Below are 18,850 nucleotides of genomic sequence, written 5' to 3'. Positions count from 1 at the left end.
TATGGCGGATGATTGTTGGTTGAAGGCTTTTTATTTCTAATAAAATTTTTAACAAGCAGTAAATCGATACTAATCAAGCTTGTTTACAGTATTTCCTGATCGTTGAATGAACTGCTTCCATTTTCCTTTCATCGGAAGAAAAGCCGGGACGTTCCGTTTGTATTTGAGATATTCTTCACCAAACTCCTCGATCACTTTCTTCTCTTCCCTTTTGGCAAGCAGGACATAAGCGATAACGATGACCGGGAACAGGCCTACGGAGAATATGGTGGGCCAGTGAATGACACCCTCTCCAAAAAGCCCGATAAACAACCCCGTATATTGGGGATGCCTAACCAGCCCGTATAACCCGTCGGTAGCAAGCCTGTTTTCCTGTTTGGCGCGATACAGTTGGCGCCAGCCCTGGATGAAAATGCCAAATCCACCAAAAAGAAGGATATAGCCCGCAATCATCGAGATCATCATCCCCGTTTCACCAACGCCCACTAAAGTAGACCAAAGGTTGGCGTTTAGATCACCACTACCACTATCCAACCCCAGGAACCGAACCATCAGATAAATGGTAAGCGGGAAGCCGTACATCTCCGCATACAATGCGATGATGAAGCCCTGAATCAATCCTGCTCCTATCCACTCCCTCCAAGTTTTTGGGGCCAGATATTTGTATAAAAGCCAAGACGCAATAACGATAACAAAAAGTGCTAACACCCAGGCACCTGAATGTTCAATTCCTCGTTCCATGTGAATATTCCGTTTAGATTAAATGTATGTTAGGAATGAAAATGGTGTTGTTTATATGAACCGCTGTGTAATGCCCAGCGAATGGTTCGTTTTGGTAATGGATTTTTGAGGATCCGACTCGGTGCCGGTAAGCGCTCGGATGGCGTCGATAGTTTCGGGAATAACGATGGCCTGATTATCGACCAGGTAGGCGTAATACAACTCATCGCCTTCCACTTTGAGCATATCTTCCCAGATGGCCACTTCGTACATATCGCCGTGCGGGCGTCCCAGGTCCAGCATCAGCTCCTTAACGGCGTTATTGGCGGAAAGGTCGTCGCTCATATTTATAAAGGCCGTTCGGGTAGAAGTGCCGAAAGCCTCCAGGACTTCCTCTTTAGATGCATTTTTGGTTAATTGCACGGTCCAGTAATGCATATGGGAAAGTGTTTGGGGTACTTTTACCGCGGCAGTTACCACGTCCAGTTCGGGATCTACGCTCTGGGCATCCGGGCCCTGGTGACTGGGAATTTCCGGTTCAGGAACCATTGTATTCATGATACCGTTTTTGTGGCTTTCCCACGGATCGGTAGCTCGGCGCAACAGCGTACCACGTGCTTTATTCAGTAATCCCGCTCGTTTTAATGCGCTGAGGGTCCGTACGATAGAGGTGGTGTTGCAGGAGACCACGCGGGTACTTTCCCGATTTAAAGCAGAGGCATAATTATTTTCCGCGCTGAAGGAATGCCCGATCGTCTCGTGCTTTTCCCCGCCCTGCACAATAAACTTCACACCGGCCGTTTTGTACCGTTCGGCATTCTGGGTACCGAACTTTTTGGGAGCGCAATCCACCACCAGGTCAGCGAGCTCAAGCAGGTCATCAAGATCGCCGGCTACCGGAATATGTTTCTCCCTCATTGTCTTGCGGCCTTCTTCGGTATTGGCAAACACGGCGTATCCTTTAGCTGCCGCTGCCTTTATTCTCCAGTCGGCAGCTACATCACCGATGCCCACCAGTTCCATATCTTCTTGCAAGGTTACTGCTTCCGCCACTCGTTTTCCGATGACGCCATATCCGTTTACGGCTATTTTGATCTTTTCCATTGTTGTATTTTTTTACTTGTTTAGTTTTAAAACTTTTTTACGCTCCTCAAACTCTTCGCGTTCTATTTCTCCACGAGCTAACCTCTTAGTCAGTATACCCATTGCGTCTTCCCGTACAACTCTACCGCGCCAATATGGAATCAAATCCAAAAAAACCAAAAGGAGTCCTATCGAAATCACAATCCACCAGATCCAGTGCATGCCAAAAAAGTGGTGATTGTAAAACATGATTTTGTAATATTTATTTAACTAAAAATGTAGTAATCGGTTATTTAAACGATTATCCGTAAGATAGATGCAAGTGCCTTAAATAAAGCTTAAACCAAAGAATGAAGTTTATGTCTCCTGATATATTCAGATGTGAGATAACCATTGCGTATGTAGAACATACACTACACTAAAAACAAAAATCCATAATCAAAAGGATATAAAATGACAGAATTAAAGCTCACTCAGTTTATTATTCCGGTGGTAGTATTGCTCATAATTACAGCCAGTTATATCTCTTATTCAAGAAAAGTCTCAGAGAAAAATGTGTTCAACAAACTCATCTTAAAAATCAGCAGCTTGGCTTTTTTTCTTAACCTTGTGTGGGAGATCGCCCAAGGGCCACTTTATTCGGGCTATGTCTATGATTTAAATCATATTTCTTTTTGTGCATTGGCATCCGTAGCTGATATGTTGATGGTACTACTTCTTTATTTTGCCTTTAGCCTGTTTTATAAAGACCCGTATTGGCTGGGCAGAATGACCATCAGTAACGTAATCTCTTTGGTTCTTATAGGTGGAATAGGGGCCATTTTGGGAGAACTCAGACATCTTGCAGCCGGGAGCTGGAGCTACTCTGATGCAATGCCACTGCTACCTTACGTAGAAGTCGGCTTATCTCCCGTATTGCAATTTATGATTCTGCCGACTTTGATTTTTTATCTCGGCCGCTTATCCATAAAAAAGGTCAATGAAGTTGATTCCCCTTAAAAAAATCCGCATTCATCTACCTATCTCGTTCCGTTTTAATAAGTCTTGTCCCCGGATGGTTCTTTATCATAATAAGCTTGGTCGACTTTTTGCCTCCAGTAGGTTAACTCAAGCTGATTCGTGGCCTCTGCAAAAGATGGTTTTTCATAATAGACACCATTGATCTCAAGTATGGGTAATATCAGTGGATTACCCAGCTTCGATATCAACTCGTTAGCTTTTGATGTATCATACCGAAGATCGATAAAGGTGAAATTTTGCTGTTTCTCCCGCAGGAGGTTAACTACCTTTTTTAAATATTCACACCATTCCTTACAGTAAATAATGATGGTTGTACTTTTTTCTATGTGCTTATTATTGGAATTATTCATCTGTTCACTGAATTATTTTTAACATTACATATATCCATGGCTTCTTTAAGGACTCTGTTCATCGTATGACTATCAAGATCAATATTCCTGAGAACTTGCTTGTCTTCACATATTTGCTTGCAGAAGACAACATTTTGTTCCAAAAGAAGCTTTTTCTTTTGATTGCTTAGGGTTGACAGGCTTGTAATAGGATGAAGATTTACATGGCCTATTAGGTCTTTTAGTCCGTTATTTTCCGGATAATCCCAGCTTAAGAGTTTAAGACCTACGCATTTGCCATACTGCTGGGCATCAGTAGTGAAACGGGTGTTTGTAACTACCCAGGCCTGGTGTTGTTTGTCTTCGTGGCCGGATTGGCTCCTCCAGTTTCTTTCTACATCCTTGAATCGTGATTGAATGTAAAGCGGGATTTTTACATTACATTTATGACTTTTTCGGTTGTGAAATTTACACTCGATCATAAAATGTTCGTCGTCTTTTTCTGCGATAACATCAATTTCATGGGAGACGCAGTTCCCGTCAATAATAACTCCGATATCAGTTTGATAACCGAGCCTGATTAGAAGTTCACCGATAAATTTTTCAAAAGGATAACCGGAAGGCCCTAATTCCAGCAGGGCTTCTTTTAATTTATATCTGCCAGCCGAAGAATTTGAGTATTGCCTGAGCTGCTTAAAAGCTTCTCTGTATATTTTTTCAGTCGTTATCCCTTCAAATAGAATCCGTTGGATAGAGTGAATAATCTTGTCTGTAATCTGTTGATCGGCACCTGCTTTTCTGAGAGAATTGCGAAGCTTACTCTCATAAAAAGGTTCCCTTTCTCCGGACGCTTTCACTACGTTAAATGTTGCCATTTTTTTATTTTAAGGCCGTCTGTTGACTACTTACTTTGCTTTAGAATTTTTTTTCGCTCTTCAAATTCTTCGTGTTCTATTTCACCGCGGGCAAACCGCTTTTTTAATATATCCAGAGCATCTTCGGTGGTGTCGGTTTTAGGCCTGTATGGAATCACATCAAAAGCCACCAGGAGAATGATGACTATGATAATGACCCACCAGATCCAGTGCATGCCTATAAAGTGATGATCAAATAACATGGTGCTAAGGTGTTTTGTTACTATTGAATGTATGCTGTGCCATCAGTAGCATGCACAGCAAGATACTGTCAGTAAGATAGACCATGAGTCTTAAAACAAGCTTAAATATTGAAAATATATCTGATTAAATGCCTGTGTCCAGAGGCTAATTGGCTTGATTTTGCTCCAGCAGGTGAATCAGGTCCGTGTGGGATATGACTCCTTCCAGCCGGCCATCATCCAGCACTGGAAAAACACGCTGGCCTGATTGCTGAATCTTCGATGCTAACTCGTAGATAAGTGTTCCCGGGGCCAGGGTTTGTACCTCTTCTTTAATCAGGGTTACCACCGGATTGTCAAAATGCCCCTTTTGTATTTCCTCGATGATCCTCTCATAGGATACGAGCCCCACAAAGCGATCTTCATGATCGGTTATAACCAGTTCGGGTTCCCGGCTTTCCATAAAGGCGGCTGCCGCCATTGATACGGAAGCTGTTTGGGGGAGTACATGAAAATCGGTCGTTATCAGATCTTTGGCCTTTACTTCCCGCAAGGATTCCTGCAATCCTACTTGGTTAGCTTCCGTCCCGGCACCGAGAAAAACAAAAATTCCGATAAAAAGCAGAAACGGATTATAAAACAGGCCGAAAAGAACAAAACCAATAGCCAACAGCTGCCCGACCGAAGCGGCCACACGGGTGGCCTTGCTTCTTTTCATTATGAAGGCCAGCAATGCCCGGAGCACCCGCCCACCGTCCATCGGGAAAGCAGGTATCAGGTTAAACAGAACCAAAATAATATTGATCACCAGCAGGTCGGCCAAAAAATTACCGCCGGTTATGTGATGGCTCAGTTCCATATTGCTTTGCCCCAATACCAACATGATGAGGTACAACCCGATTGCAATTACTACATTAACAGCCGGCCCGGCAATGGCTACCACCAGTTCCTCTTTGGGATCTTCGGGCATGCTTTCCAGCCGGGCTACCCCGCCGATGGGAAGCAGGTTGATATCCCGGGTTCCGATGCCATACCTTCGTGCCGCCAGGGCGTGGCCGAATTCGTGGAGGGTGACGCATGCAAACAGGGCAGCAAGGAAAAGCAGCCCGATTAATATTTCAAAAAGCCCGTGTCCCTGTTGCAAATGCATCCAGGAGAGCCAAATGACCAGTAAGATGAAGGTCCAGTGAATAAAGACCTTGATACCGGCAGGTTTTCCGATGTAAAGTGACCATTTCATGGCAATAACCGTTATAATTTTTGTTGTTAACTGTCGAACATGATCCAAGTCACCTTAGCATGTGAGCAGCTGGAGGATTTTCAGTGCCTAATCTTACAGGAATTTCCTGAAGCTGCGCACCGCCCAGAAGCCGGTCAACTTTATCAGCAAGATTGCGAATCAGATTTTTCAGTGTGTCCATAATAAAGTGGGTTAACCGGTTCACATTTCAAGTTCATAATTTAACATACAAACGCATTGCTGAAATAAAGCTTAAACTGGTAAGAGATTTTGCAATTATATTGCTTCTATATATAAGGGTGGCCGTCACTTTACCCTTATAAAGATGATTGGATAGGCTGGATCAAAATAGGTCAATGGACAGCAGCAAGAGTAAAAATTCTTGGCCACTAATTATTTGTAGATCGAAGCAATTCAGACAAGCATTACATAATACTTAGTTACTTGGGTCGCGTTTACTATTACTGATTTCTGCCCCCTATTACTATAAAGCTGAGTAAAATTATAAAACGGCTGTATTTTGGCATAGATGTTCATTTTGCAACGAATTTCGGAAGAGTGTTTAGATTACGCACCCTACCGAAATTTCTTTGCTGGAAAGACATCAACGTTGATTCATTTGTGCCATTGTATTACTGAGCGTTTGGAATGCTCCTCTTTGACTCACTTGCTTCATAAAGTCACTAACTAGTATTAGTGACTCCGTGGTTCTGAGCCCTTTCGGTGATGACCGATCATCAGGATATGGCAGGCAAACATGGCAACAATTGCTAATGCAGTTGCTATTCCCTTACTTAAACCAAGTGCCGGGGCAATGAAGAGAAACAAAAATACGGCCCCACACCCGATTATCATCCATAGAATGTGCTTATACATTGTATTAGAGAGTGCTTTTGGGTTTAACTTCTTAGGTAAAATATTATGTTAAACTAAACTCTATATATCTGGCGGTAATGGGCCGATTATCTTTTGAGTTTGATTAATTATGATGCTTTTGATGGTCGCTACTTTTCATACCATCTCTTTTGTTCATCATACCCTCGCCATCCATCATATTACCCTGCATCATTTGCATGCACATCATGTGCATCTTCATCATGGAAGAGTTGCCCATCATTTCCATCATTTTAGAGTGGTCCATTTCTCCATCCTGCATCATAGACTGCATCATCTTCATGTGGGCTTGCATGCGTTCTTTCATTTCAGGGTTATCCATCATTTTCTGCATATTGCTCATCATCATGGTGCTGTCCATCTTCATAGAGCCCATCATTTTTTGCATCATCTGCTTACGCATTTCGGGGTTTTGTGCCATATGATCCATCATCATCGAGCGCATGGTAGAATCCTGCATCATTTCCTGCATCTGTTGTTTCTTTTGATTCATATCCTGCTGTTGAGCAAAGCCCATTCCTGCAGAAAAAAGAAGAATCGTAAGTGTAAGTGTAAGTGTTTTCATGATAGTGTTAGTTTATATATTGTGTTTTTAGTTATTACATATCTTTTTAAAAAAAGACACCGGGTCCTCTAGTACCATCTTTAATACGAATAGCTTCGTCAATTGAAGAAATAAAAATTATGCCATCACCCTCAGTTCCGGTGGAAGCTTTCTTTTGTATGATATTTGCAATTCTTGAGGCGTCTTTGTCGTGAGCGGCAATTTCAATCTTTACCAGTTCTGCATGCATCGCTGGAAAATCCAAAGAACCATGTTCTTTGGTGGGGTCAATATATTTACCAGTACCCTCTCCTTTAAATACCATCATACAATCGACCCCGTGGTGTCGTAATTCTTTACTAATTTCTTCAAGCAAAATGGGTCTGATCAAAACTTTTAACAGCTTCATGGCATTGAACTTTGGGTTAATAAAAACTAAAGGGCCACTTTTATGGTATTTGATATTTCAACTGATCTTATTATAAGAACCCTTGCTTAAATTAAGCTTAAATGAATTAGAGCGAACGGGTCAAATATTATGGTATAGTCAGTGTTAAGGTTCTGCAAAGGTACTTGTTGTCTTTAAGCCCTGATTTTGTTAGCCTAAGCGCTTTGAAAAACTTTTCAACTCACGACTGGATACAATTAAGGCAGCAAGACCTAAGATGTTAAATCTGTTAATTGCATTTGAATTGACTGGTGAGAAGATTCTATCTACTTGCTCCAATATTCCAGCTCCGAAACATGAATGAGATATCTTCCATTAATTTTTTTAGCCTTCTTAATAACTCCCTTACCCACATAATTGGTTACTGTTTTATTATTTAGGGTAGATCTATTTGAAAATTCTTTGGTATCAATCCAATCACTAGATGGGACTGAGTCATTTATTAAAAACCTAACATGTTCAAGTTGGCTTTCAATGCCACTTAATACTTTAAATAATTGCTGTTGTTTAGTTTGTGTCATTTCTTTTAAATAATTCCTCCCAAATGTTTGGGTAATCTTTACTGGTTTCTTTGATTGTTTTATGGATCACATTTTTGATCCAGGGAGTTTTTTCTTTGTCTTGTGCCACTCTTATAAGTGCTTGGTGTGAGATCCCGATCTTACCATCCGGTTTCCTTAAGTTATTGGCGAATTCTTTGATGCCAACTCTCCTAACCAACAGCGCTATCTTCAATTTATAATGAGTTTCTGTTATTTGATTAGACATGGGGGTATATTATTTTATCTACTTACTTTTGTAAGTAAATGAATTTTAGTTAATTAACGATAAGTTACACTTCGAGTTTAATACAAGTCAAGCAAAATGAGTAAAAACCCGATCGCTGAAAGAATTATTTTAATTAGCAATAGATATAATTCTGCAAAAGAATTTTTAGACAAATGTGGTATTTCCAACTATTCGTTAATTACTGATTTGAAGAGTGGAAGGATAAAAAAACCTGGTTCCGAAGTGCTTGCCCGAATCGTTATTGGTTCCGGTTGTAATGGAACTTGGCTGCTTACAGGTGAGGGAAAACCTTTTGAGGAGAGTGTCAAGAATTTGTCAAAAAAAGAACGAGCTGAATTAGCACTTAAAGAAATTTTAGACTATCAATTCGATGAATCTGAAGAAGGCAAAAAGGAAGCTTCTGATATTCAAATAAAGTTAGCTGAGACGCTTACTGATTTTCTTAAAAATAGAGGGAATTAATTTTGAATTGAGCTGAGAATAATCCCTATATTTACTTCCCTAAGTAAGCGACTTTCGAGGAATGCCTAACATCATCTACACAATTGAAAAAATTAACGCCAGCTGCCAAAAACTGGGTAGCAATGGTGTACAAAATTTCTTTGGTGTACGTCTTGGTGTACATGAGCTTTCAAGTTCAAGGCATTTTTTGGGTAAATCGTCGTTTAATTAACAAAAGGGCCCGTAGCTCAGTTGGTTAGAGCAGTCGACTCATAATCGATTGGTCGGGGGTTCAAGTCCCTCCGGGCCCACTTTTATCATGATCCCACCTCAAAACAAGAAACCCGTACAAGCTACTTCACATGCACGGGCTCCTTTCACTCACTTTGGTAGTCCCTGAATGTCAATTTCTTAGCGCCGGCTTTTATTCAGGGCGTAAGGTCATCAGTGGTTTTTTCAGGTGCTGAGCCACGATGGCTGTGGTTGAGCCCAGAAGTATGCGGGCTATACCGGTTCTTCCATGGGTGCTCATAATCACCATATCTGCACTGTTGTTAGCATAATCGCAGATTTCAGTATGGGCTGAGAATCCTTTCTTCACAATGCTTACTACTTTCACCGATGATGAACCGCTCTCAGTTTCTCTCACCAGCAGGTCTTCAAAATCAACACCGGTACGCTGGATAGTGAATCCTAACTCAGGATGTTTTTCGAAATATTTGTTGATGTTACTTATCAGTGAGTGATAGACGGCAGTATCATCTTCCACAGTAAATGGCATCACTTCCATACCCAGCGAATACGGCTCAATGATGTGCATCAGTGTGATACCGGCATCAAAGGCATGAGCAAAATCGAAGGCCTGAACCAGTGGTGCCACAGAGTCGCCGGAACCATCCATCGGAACCAGGATTTCGTGGATGTCATTTCCACCGAAAGAGGTACCAATACTAAGCACCGGCTTTTCGCTATATCGGATTACTTTCTCGGTGATATGACTACGAACTTCATCTGAGTCATGGCCACCTTTGTTACTCATAATGACCAAATCGTACTGGCTTTCATTGGCCTTATTTGCAATCACCTGAGAAGGCTTTCGCCCTACCAGATTGATTAACTGTCCGCGATGCTCTTTGGGGATATATTCTTCAGCGATTTCATGCAGTTTGTCGTTCGCTGTTTTGAGTACTTTGGGATACAGATCCTTTTCCATATCAAACGGAACGCCTAAATGCTGCATGCTCTCATCGTAATAGCTCATTAGCGGGATCACGTGGATGAGGTCAACGGTGCTGTCGTACATCTCCACAAATTTAGCCGCCATTTTAACCGCTTCAAGAGAAGCTTCAGAAAAATCGGTAGGGACTAAGATATGACTGGCTTTCATCACAACCTCCTCTGTTATTAGTTGTTACCGGAAGGTCGTCATTTACTATGAAGGTTGAATGAAGAAAAAGCTTCTATTTTCCGGGTGCTTAATTAATGGAGATTGCTTCATCATTATACATCCTAATCCTGAATTAGAACCCCGACTCCTCGCAATAAAGAACGTTAATTACATGTCATCCCGCATGAAGCGTAGCGGAGATGCGGGATCTCCTTTTCCGGCTTCGGACGTCGATAAAGGAGATCACGGGTCACGGCCCGCGATGATGGGTTAATTAGCACGACAGTTCGCAAATCGATCACTCGGTTCATCGGTCATTCGCATATCTATATTTGCTATATAAAGCACCGATACAAGAATAGGAGATCTAAACATTTTCTGACAAAGTTCCTTCAATATCTCAGGATGGGTCGATTTTCTGAATAGATAAGAATGCTACCAAAGAATTCTTTCCCCTTACCAAAGGCGACGACAGAGAGGGGCTATATGAAATGCCAAACTACTTTTTTAACAACTAAGCCACTTCTACTCTCACTTTTTCGTGCACCTTGTTTGTTATTCCTTCTCCTGTTCCAGCAATAATAATTTTGTTGACCAGCTCATCCTCATCCGAAATTTCAGGCAGATTCAATACCAATCCCTCATCGATCCAACGGGATAAAGTTTGGACGAAGTTCTGATCTATATGGTAAACCACCGTTCCTCCCAGCCGGGTAAGGGCTTCGGCATTGCACAACTGCTCGTATTGGTTTTTGATGGGAATGGTGAGCAGCTTCTTTCCCAGGAACATAGCTTCAGCAGTGGTTTCAAATCCGGTGGCCGATACTATGCCCAAGCAGCTTTCAATACTCTCCAGAAAAGTTTCTTTCCCAACCGGATATACTTTCACATTTCCTTTCGTGTAAATCTCCTCACAATTTGGAGAAAAGACGTGCCATTGCACTTTCGGAACCTGATTGAATATGCTACACAAGCTTTGGTGGTCGAAAGCAGGCAGGTAAACGGTAATATGATTCCCCAATACAGGGTTCAAATTCCGGATTTGTCGGCGAATGATGGGTGGTTCAATAAAGTCGTCGTATCGCAGGTAGTGAGAGCCTACAGCTGCCGTACTGGGAGCAAAGTGCTTCATCACCTGTTCAGCAACCAGCGATTTCTTAACGGGACGCGGAGCTTTATCTGACAAGAATGAAGCCTGATGACTGATAGCTACACAAGGAATTCCGGCTCCATTAGCTGCCCATGCCGACACCGGCTCAAAGTCATTCACCACAAAATCGTACTCTTCAATCGGGATTGCCTGCATATCCTGTATAAACTTTATAGGATGAAGATTTAGCGCTGTTTCCAACATATCCACGCTCCCGTTATTGTCGTAAGCCAGGCTGAGTCCGCGGGCTTTATAGGTAATCTCTCCGTCAATATTCATCTTGTAATTATAACCGCTGACCAGCACATCCACCTCCGCATGTTCTCTAAGTTTAGGCAACACCACCCGTGCCCGGCTTATATGCCCGTGCCCTGTACCCTGAATACCATAAAGTATTTTCATCCGATCATCAGTTTTTTATTAAGCGTATGGCTCTTCATAAGCTGGTTAATCCTTGGGTTCTCTTGTAAAACGGTATCTTCGGAATAACGATACAGGCTCCATTCTCCTCCGTCATATTCAAGGCAGGTCAGGTTTTCAACCCAGTCTCCGGAATTGAGATAAATCACCGATCCTTTCTCATTTTCATACCCGCGTATTTTGGGTTGATGGATATGACCGCATACCACATAATCGTACCCTTCGTCAATGGCCAGCTCCATAGCCGTCACTTCAAAGTCATCGATAAAATTGACGGCTGTTTTTACCCCATCTTTAATTTTTTTTGATAACGAGAACTTCCCATATCCCATTTTCTGAGATATCCAGTTCATCCAGCGGTTTATCAGGATCAACATTTCATATCCTTGTCCGCCCAGCTTGGCAATCCACTTACTGTGTTTCATGGTCACATCAAAAATATCCCCGTGGAAAAACCAGACTTTCTCTCCATTCAGCTCAAGCACCAGTTTGTCCCTAATAAACAGCGGACCCAACTGCAGGCTGGAGACTTTTCGTAAGGTTTCGTCATGATTGCCCGTCAGGTAATAGATATCCACCCCGTTGGTCATCATGGTGATAAGCGTACGGATGACGTGCATGTGGGATTCCGGCCAGTAGTATTTTCGGAAGTTCCACATATCCACGAAGTCTCCATTTAGAATGACTCGCTTGGGATCGATGGAATTCAGATATTGAACCAGTTCGACAGCATGGCAGCCAATGGTGCCGAGGTGAACATCAGATATTACAACGGTATCGATTGATCTTTTCATAGTCTGAGATGATTATTTGGGACAAAGATCGCCAGCCTATGTTATCATGGGTTATCCCAAGTGTTATGAATTGATTAGATGATTGTTATGGAATTATGAATCTTAAATTTTAAATGCTAAATGTTAAGTTCATTCAAGAACGAGACATGCTGTCATTTAAAATTTAACATTCATCATTTAACATTTCTGAAATGAGTGAAGAAAACGCAAAGAAGATTGTACACGCCCACCTGCCTGAAAATGAAAAGTTTAAAACTACGTTGACAGCGGGAAAACATGAACTCCTCGCCGACGAACCCGAACATGTGGATGGAGGCGAAGATCAGGGCCCCGACCCGTATGATTACCTCTTGATGGGATTAGGATCATGCACACTTATGACGGTGAAAATGTACGCCGAACGAAAAGGGTGGCCGGTGAAAGATCTATATCTTGAACTTCGCCATAACAAACGCCACGACGAAGACTGCCAGAACTGTGAAGACCCCAAAAGTAAGATTGACGTCATCGAAAAAGAGCTGATTGTTAAAGGAGATTTAAGCCAGGAACAGCTCGAAAAACTTCTGGATATATCCAGGAAATGCCCGGTTCACCGCACCCTTGAGGCCGACATCCGAATTAAAAGTTCCGTAACCGAATAAATGCTCCCCATGAACTTTCGTACATTATTATTAACCGTTTTTTTAGTATTTGGCGGGATGAGTTTTGCTTCGGGGCAACAACCGGATACATACTTAATTAATGAAATTAAATCCTATCAGGATTCTTTAGATCAGGCCTTTCAGAATCGGGATACTTCGCCGCTGAAAGAAGAAGACTTTGAACAATTCACCGGGCTGGACTACTTCCCCATTAACCTGGATTATTACATCAAAGCTAAGTTCACCAGAACCCCCAACCAGCCGGCTTTTGACATGCCGACCACCACTTCTGAAGTTAAAACCTATGAGAAGTACGGAGAACTTCATTTCTCCGTTTACGGCCGGCCCGTTTCCCTGGATGTATTTCAAAGTCACGAGCTGAGGGAAACAGAAAAGTATAAAAACTATCTCTTCTTGCCTTTCAGGGATGAAACCAACGGAGCAGAAACCTACGGCGGTGGTCGTTACCTGGAAATGTGGATTCCCGCCGGTGATTCGGTCATCATTGACTTTAACAAAGCATACAACCCCTACTGCGTGTATAACACCAAATATTCCTGCCCTCTGGTCCCCAAACAAAACCGCATGGATATACCGGTGTATGCCGGGGTGAAGGATTTTACAAAAGAATAGGGTTTACACATCCTTCCAGAGTTTTCGCAGAAATGACTGTCAGTCCTTTACTCCTTCAAAGTTTTCAAGAAACGTTCAACTTTCAACGTTGGATGTTCCTTGTTGGATGTTCAAGCTATTCTACACCGCTTCAATCCCTTCTTCATACGCCGACATCGGAATGCAAGAGCACACCAGATTACGATCGCCATAGGCATCATCAACACGGGAAACGGACGGCCAGAACTTATCGTATTTGAGGTCTTCCAGAGGGAAGGCTCCTTTTTCACGGGAGTAGTTTCGGTTCCAGTCATCAGCCATAATTACGCGTTGTGTATGCGGAGCATGCTTAAGTACGTTGTCGTCTTTGTCAGCAATGCCGTCTTCAATTTCCTGTATCTCTTTTCGGATGGAGATCATGGCATCACAGAAACGATCAAGCTCTTCAACCGACTCACTTTCGGTAGGTTCAATCATCAACGTCCCCGGAACCGGGAAGCTCATCGTTGGCGCATGGAAGCCGTAATCCATCAGGCGCTTGGCTACGTCCACGGATTCAATTCCGGCCGATTGCTTAAACGGACGAAGATCCACAATAAACTCATGGGCCGAACGGCCGGTTTTGCCGGTATAAAGAATTCCATAATGATCTTTAAGACGATCTTTCAGATAGTTGGCATTCAGGATAGCGTATTTCGTTGCATCCGTTAGCCCGTTGGCGCCCATCATCCGAATGTAAGCGTAGGAAATGGTGAGAATGCTGGCACTTCCCCATGGAGCTGCTGAAATGGCATTCACCCCTTTTTCTCCACCGGTTTTAATTACTGAATGAGAAGGCAGAAAGGGAGTAAGGTGTTCAGCTACTCCAATCGGGCCCATTCCCGGTCCGCCACCACCGTGTGGGATACAAAATGTTTTATGCAGGTTTAAGTGACACACATCGGCTCCGATTTCACCGGGACTGGTCAGCCCAACCTGGGCATTCATGTTCGCACCATCCATGTAAACCTGGCCGCCATGCTTGTGTATAATTTCACAGAAATCCTTCACTTTATGTTCAAACACACCATGCGTTGATGGATAGGTAATCATGAGCGCGGCCAGGCGGTCGCTGTATTTTTCAGCTTTAGCCTCAAGGTCGTCACTTGATATATTACCATGGCTGTCGGTATCAACCACAACTACATCCATGCCGGCCATTACTGCACTGGCAGGATTGGTTCCGTGAGCAGATGAAGGAATAAGTGCCACATTCCGATGATCATCACCATTGGCTTTGTGGTAAGCACGAATGGTCATCAATCCGGCATATTCTCCCTGGGCTCCGGAATTGGGCTGAAGCGACATCCCCGCAAAACCGGTAATCTCACACAGCCAGTCGTTCAATTCATTAAATAATTGCGTATAACCCTCAGCCTGTTTCCGGGGAGCAAAAGGGTGAATTTGACCAAATTCAGGCCAGGTAACCGGGATCATTTCAGCCGTGGCATTCAATTTCATGGTGCAGGAACCAAGCGAAATCATGGAATGCACCAGCGAAAGGTCTTTATTCTCTAGTCGCTTCATGTATCGAAGCATTTCGTGCTCCGAATGGTACAAGTTAAATACCGGGTGATCCAGGTAATCGGTTTTGCGAGCCAGGTTTTCAGGATAATCCACTTTCACTTGTTCGGCTTCAGCCTGAACGTCAAAACTGTTCTCTTTACCGAGGGCTTCTGCAAAAATGGTAAGTACCAACTCAGCATCTTCCAGGTTCTTGGCTTCATCAAAAGAAAGGCCAATGGTATTTTCGTCCACATAGCGGAAGTTAACCTCATGTTGTTCAGCCACCGCTTTCACTTTGGCTGAATCTGCCTTCACCGTCAGGGTATCAAAATAGGTTTTGGTTTGAACCTCGACTCCCATCTTTTCCATTCCGGCTTTCGTTAGTTTGGTTAAGCCGTGAACTTTAGATGCGATGTTCCTGAGTCCTTCAGGTCCGTGATAAACCGCATACATCCCGGCCATCACCCCAAGCAGCACCTGAGCGGTACAAATATTGGAAGTGGCTTTTTCCCGGCGAATGTGTTGTTCACGGGTTTGCAGTGCCATGCGATAAGCCGGCTTGCCTTCTGCATCCTGGGTAACACCGATAATTCGTCCCGGAATTTTTCGCTGAAAATCTTCTTTGGTGGCAAAGAAGGCAGCATGCGGCCCACCGTATCCCATTGGTACGCCAAACCTTTGAGAAGAACCAACTACCACATCGGCTCCCATTTCACCCGGCGCTTTCAGTAACGTCAGGCTCAATAAATCTGCAGCTACCACAGCATATACATCATGTTCATGTGCTGCCTCAATAATATTCGTGTAATCTTCCACACTACCATCGGTTGCCGGGTACTGAAGCAGGATTCCAAATAATTCCGAATCGGTCACATCCAGCTCGTGATGATCTCCTACTCTCACTTCTACCCCAATCGGTTCAGCTCGTGTTTGCAGAACTTCGATGGTTTGAGGATGGCACAATTCCGAAACAAAGAATACTTCCGCCTCTTTACGCTTCTTACCTCGTCGCTGTCCGTACAGCATACTCATGGCTTCCGCGGCCGCTGTTCCCTCATCCAGCAAAGAAGCGTTGGCCAGCTCCATTCCGGTCAGGTCGCTGACGGTGGTCTGAAAATTAATGAGTGCCTCCAGCCGGCCCTGGGCAATTTCAGCCTGATAGGGCGTATAGGCAGTGTACCAACCCGGGTTTTCGAGAATATTTCTTTTGATGACATTGGGAACGAGCGTATCGTAATAGCCCATGCCAATGAACGACTTATGGATTTTATTTTTGGAAGCCAGTTTTTTGAATTCCGTCAGAAAATCATGTTCACTTAATGCCCCGGGAAGATCCATCGGTTTGTCTAAGCGAATACCTTCGGGGATGGTTTCATCAATCAGCTTATCAACAGAATCGGCTTTGATGACCTCCAGCATTTTTTGGGTTGATTCCTGAGTGGGTCCGTTGTGGCGGCGGGCAAATACTTCTTTCTCGAAATTAATGTCCATCTATGTAAGAAAAAATGAGTTGGTTTTGGTTGGTAGGAACAACGAATGACAAGAATAAAATTCCTTTGTCATATCGAAAAACAGGATTCTGTAAAATAAGGAAAAATGAGCTCAAAAGAGCAGACTTTAGGGCGACAAATAGTTCATTTCTCACTTTTTTTTGATTTATTACAGGTCTTAATAAAAACCCCTTATCTATTAACTAATTTTACCTGACATGGCAAAAGCATTAAAAATTTTAGCCTCCATCCTGCTTATTGGTAGCACCTCTCTTTTTGCGCAGGATGCAAGCTCTTTAAAAATTGTAATCGAACCTGATCCCGTTGAAGTAAAAGTTGGGGATGAACTTCAACTTAAAGCCACTTTGATGACCGAAGACGGTGAAGCCCTTCCCGACACTCTTCTGTTTTATTCCCGCAACGGCCGGGATCTGGAAGTATCCAGAAGCGGACTTGTAAAAGCCAACAAACCAGGCACATATTCCGCTATTGTTCTGCGGTCTGGCCCGCGGGATCAGCGTGTGATTAAGCAGTTCGAGATCAATGTTCCGTATCCGCCTATTGCCAAGGTAGAATTTGTGGATGTACCTGAAAACATCTACTCCAAAACAACCATCGATTTGAATGTACATGTGATTGATGCGATGGACCTGATTCGCGAAAATCCGGACCTGAAGATCTCCAGCGACAACCAATCGGTAGCTATGGTAAGCCACGGCAAACTGGTAGCTCAAAAGCCCGGTAAAGCTAAAATCACGGCTGAGTCTGAAGGTAAAAAAGCCACACTTAATGTAACTGTGAAGCAGAATCCTACTGCTTCCATCACCATTGGTAATACCGAAACTGAAGTCCGAACCGGAGATGTGATCACCTTTGACGCTAAAGCACTCGGCAATAACGATAAGGAAGTAGATGCTCCGATCACCTATTCTTACACCGCTCAGCCAGACGATAACCTGGGGCAAGGTGCCGAAGGACAGGTTTCTCAGAATGGAAAATTTGTAGCCAACAAGCCGGGCATCTTTACCCTCACCGCTCGCTCCGGAGATGTATTTGAAGAGCAAATTGTTCGCGTTAAAGACCGCAATGTTCAACAGGATATTGAAGTTGTAGGACATGGAGAAGTACTCGATGTTCATACATCCGACCTTTGGGTTTGGGAAGGTGTGGACGGCAGAGACTATGCCATCACAGGAACATGGGGAGCCAGCGGCGATGCCTATTTCTGGGATGTAACCGATCCGGCTAATATCACACCTATCGATACTGTACGCGTGGATGCCCGCACCGTTAATGACGTGAAAATTTCTGAAGACGGAACCATTGGAGTAATCACTCGTGAAGGTGCTTCAAATCGTAAAAACGGAATGGTGGTTCTGGATGTAAGTAATCCCCGGGATGTAAAAGTCCTGTCTGAGTATAATGAAGGACTGACCGGCGGTGTGCACAATGCTTTTATTTACGAAGACCACGTATATGCTGTGAATAACGGCCGCCGTTACGATATCATTAATATTGAAGACCCGGAAAACCCACAGACGGTTGGTCGTTTTGAGCTTGACACCCCCGGACACTCGATCCACGATGTTTGGATTGAAGACGGAATTGCCTATTCCTCCAACTGGAGTGATGGTGTGGTAGCTGTTGATATTGGTGCCCAGGAAGGAGAAATGGGAACCGCCGGAGGATCTCCCGAAAATCCTGTTCAGTTGGGAAGCTATGCCTATCCAAGTGGATGGAATCATGCCGCATTCCCATTCAAAAGTAAATCAACAGGTAATTTTTATGTGATTGCCGGTGATGAGGCTTTCCCGAACGGACTTCCTTCCAGAAGCAATCCGGTTGCAGCCGCCGGGTGGATTCACTTTATCAAATTTGACGGCTGGGACCAACCTACTGAGGTGGCTCGTTACCAGGTTCCTGAAGCAGGAACGCATAACTTTTGGGTAGTTGACGATCTGCTTTTTGTGGCTTACTACAACGCTGGCCTTCGCATCGTTGATATTTCCGGAGAGCTGATGGGTAACCTGTACGATCAGGGACGAGAGATTGCCAAGTTTGAGCCCACTCACCCCGATGCACTGGTACCAAACGCACCCTTCACCTGGGGGCCACAACCATACAAAGGCCATATTTTCATCTCTGACTGGAACTCAGGATTATGGGCTATAAAACTGGTTGATAAACCTCAGCAGGGAACCAACTAA

At 43.6% G+C, this 18,850-nt stretch carries 20 protein-coding genes and 1 tRNA gene; 6 read left to right on the top strand and 15 right to left on the bottom strand.

The features are described 5' to 3' along the window. Positions 1 to 69: 69 nt before the first annotated feature. Genes JJ941_RS12215 through JJ941_RS12205 form a run of 3 tightly spaced genes read right to left on the bottom strand, consistent with a single transcriptional unit; the run spans position 70 to position 2,052 of the window. Positions 70 to 741, bottom strand: a complete 672-nt coding sequence (locus tag JJ941_RS12215; protein WP_290965619.1) for an isoprenylcysteine carboxylmethyltransferase family protein — start codon at positions 739 to 741, stop codon at positions 70 to 72. A gap of 51 nt (positions 742 to 792) precedes the next feature. Continuing rightward, entirely contained in the window at positions 793 to 1,824 is a 1,032-nt protein-coding gene (locus JJ941_RS12210; protein ID WP_290965617.1) for a type II glyceraldehyde-3-phosphate dehydrogenase, read from the bottom strand. Between the two features lie 12 nt (positions 1,825 to 1,836). Further along, positions 1,837 to 2,052: an SHOCT domain-containing protein gene (locus JJ941_RS12205; RefSeq protein WP_290965615.1), complete on the bottom strand. Its 216-nt coding sequence runs from the start codon at positions 2,050 to 2,052 to the stop codon at positions 1,837 to 1,839. A gap of 204 nt (positions 2,053 to 2,256) precedes the next feature. On the opposite strand from JJ941_RS12205, the gene JJ941_RS12200 reads away from it, so the two are divergent. After that, a complete protein-coding gene (locus JJ941_RS12200; protein ID WP_290965613.1) occupies positions 2,257 to 2,802 on the top strand; it encodes a hypothetical protein in 546 nt (181 codons plus the stop codon). A gap of 35 nt (positions 2,803 to 2,837) precedes the next feature. On the opposite strand, the gene JJ941_RS12195 is transcribed toward JJ941_RS12200, so the two are convergent. The 8 genes from JJ941_RS12195 to JJ941_RS12160 form a co-directional block, all read right to left on the bottom strand. Next, positions 2,838 to 3,173, bottom strand: coding sequence for a glutaredoxin domain-containing protein (locus JJ941_RS12195; RefSeq protein WP_290965611.1), 336 nt, complete (start codon positions 3,171 to 3,173; stop codon positions 2,838 to 2,840). Further along, positions 3,170 to 4,027 carry an ATP cone domain-containing protein gene (locus tag JJ941_RS12190; RefSeq protein ID WP_290965609.1) on the bottom strand — a complete coding sequence of 286 codons (858 nt, stop codon included), beginning with the start codon at positions 4,025 to 4,027 and terminating at the stop codon, positions 3,170 to 3,172. Before JJ941_RS12190 ends, JJ941_RS12195 begins: the two co-directional genes overlap by 4 nt. Positions 4,028 to 4,053: 26 nt before the next feature. Continuing rightward, a complete protein-coding gene (locus JJ941_RS12185) occupies positions 4,054 to 4,269 on the bottom strand; it encodes an SHOCT domain-containing protein (RefSeq protein ID WP_290965607.1) in 216 nt (71 codons plus the stop codon). Positions 4,270 to 4,414: 145 nt separating this feature from the next. Continuing rightward, complete coding sequence (locus JJ941_RS12180; RefSeq protein ID WP_290965606.1) at positions 4,415 to 5,488, bottom strand: site-2 protease family protein; 1,074 nt, start codon at positions 5,486 to 5,488, stop codon at positions 4,415 to 4,417. 49 nt (positions 5,489 to 5,537) lie between these two features. Beyond that, positions 5,538 to 5,669 (bottom strand): hypothetical protein, encoded by a 132-nt coding sequence (locus JJ941_RS12175; protein ID WP_290965605.1) that lies wholly within the window; start codon positions 5,667 to 5,669, stop codon positions 5,538 to 5,540. A 798-nt stretch (positions 5,670 to 6,467) separates the two neighbouring features. Further along, a complete protein-coding gene (locus JJ941_RS12170; protein ID WP_290965603.1) occupies positions 6,468 to 6,947 on the bottom strand; it encodes a hypothetical protein in 480 nt (159 codons plus the stop codon). Positions 6,948 to 6,993: 46 nt separating this feature from the next. Beyond that, entirely contained in the window at positions 6,994 to 7,335 is a 342-nt protein-coding gene (locus tag JJ941_RS12165) for a P-II family nitrogen regulator (RefSeq protein WP_290965601.1), read from the bottom strand. Between the two features lie 305 nt (positions 7,336 to 7,640). Then, on the bottom strand, positions 7,641 to 7,895 hold the full coding sequence (locus tag JJ941_RS12160) for a hypothetical protein (protein WP_290965599.1): 255 nt from the start codon (positions 7,893 to 7,895) through the stop codon (positions 7,641 to 7,643). A 343-nt stretch (positions 7,896 to 8,238) separates the two neighbouring features. Here JJ941_RS12160 and JJ941_RS12155 point away from each other — a divergent pair, with 343 nt between their 5' ends. Both JJ941_RS12155 and JJ941_RS12150 read left to right on the top strand, forming a co-directional pair. Next, complete coding sequence (locus tag JJ941_RS12155) at positions 8,239 to 8,625, top strand: hypothetical protein (RefSeq protein WP_290965596.1); 387 nt, start codon at positions 8,239 to 8,241, stop codon at positions 8,623 to 8,625. 216 nt (positions 8,626 to 8,841) lie between these two features. Beyond that, positions 8,842 to 8,915 (top strand) — tRNA-Ile (locus tag JJ941_RS12150). Positions 8,916 to 9,028: 113 nt separating this feature from the next. Here JJ941_RS12150 and JJ941_RS12145 read toward each other — a convergent pair. The 3 genes from JJ941_RS12145 to JJ941_RS12135 form a co-directional block, all read right to left on the bottom strand. Then, complete coding sequence (locus JJ941_RS12145) at positions 9,029 to 9,991, bottom strand: universal stress protein (protein ID WP_290965594.1); 963 nt, start codon at positions 9,989 to 9,991, stop codon at positions 9,029 to 9,031. Positions 9,992 to 10,505: 514 nt separating this feature from the next. Next, entirely contained in the window at positions 10,506 to 11,543 is a 1,038-nt protein-coding gene (locus tag JJ941_RS12140; RefSeq protein WP_290965592.1) for a glycosyltransferase family protein, read from the bottom strand. After that, a complete protein-coding gene (locus JJ941_RS12135) occupies positions 11,540 to 12,355 on the bottom strand; it encodes a UDP-2,3-diacylglucosamine diphosphatase (RefSeq protein ID WP_290965589.1) in 816 nt (271 codons plus the stop codon). The genes JJ941_RS12140 and JJ941_RS12135 overlap by 4 nt, the downstream gene beginning before the upstream one ends. A gap of 191 nt (positions 12,356 to 12,546) precedes the next feature. On the opposite strand from JJ941_RS12135, the gene JJ941_RS12130 reads away from it, so the two are divergent. Beyond that, on the top strand, positions 12,547 to 12,996 hold the full coding sequence (locus JJ941_RS12130; protein WP_290965586.1) for an OsmC family protein: 450 nt from the start codon (positions 12,547 to 12,549) through the stop codon (positions 12,994 to 12,996). A 9-nt stretch (positions 12,997 to 13,005) separates the two neighbouring features. After that, complete coding sequence (locus JJ941_RS12125) at positions 13,006 to 13,629, top strand: DUF1684 domain-containing protein (RefSeq protein WP_290965583.1); 624 nt, start codon at positions 13,006 to 13,008, stop codon at positions 13,627 to 13,629. 120 nt (positions 13,630 to 13,749) lie between these two features. Here JJ941_RS12125 and gcvP read toward each other — a convergent pair whose 3' ends face one another. Continuing rightward, the gene (gene gcvP / locus JJ941_RS12120) at positions 13,750 to 16,644 is read right to left on the bottom strand and encodes an aminomethyl-transferring glycine dehydrogenase (RefSeq protein ID WP_290965580.1); all 2,895 of its coding nucleotides are present in this window, start codon (positions 16,642 to 16,644) and stop codon (positions 13,750 to 13,752) included. Positions 16,645 to 16,861: 217 nt separating this feature from the next. Between gcvP and JJ941_RS12115 the strand changes: the two genes are divergently transcribed. Further along, positions 16,862 to 18,850, top strand: a complete 1,989-nt coding sequence (locus JJ941_RS12115; protein WP_290965577.1) for a hypothetical protein — start codon at positions 16,862 to 16,864, stop codon at positions 18,848 to 18,850.

Source organism: Gracilimonas sp., from assembly GCF_017641085.1.
GTDB lineage: Bacteria > Bacteroidota > Rhodothermia > Balneolales > Balneolaceae > Gracilimonas.
Note: the sequence above shows the minus strand (reverse complement) of the source record. Positions and strands in the feature narration are given on the sequence as shown.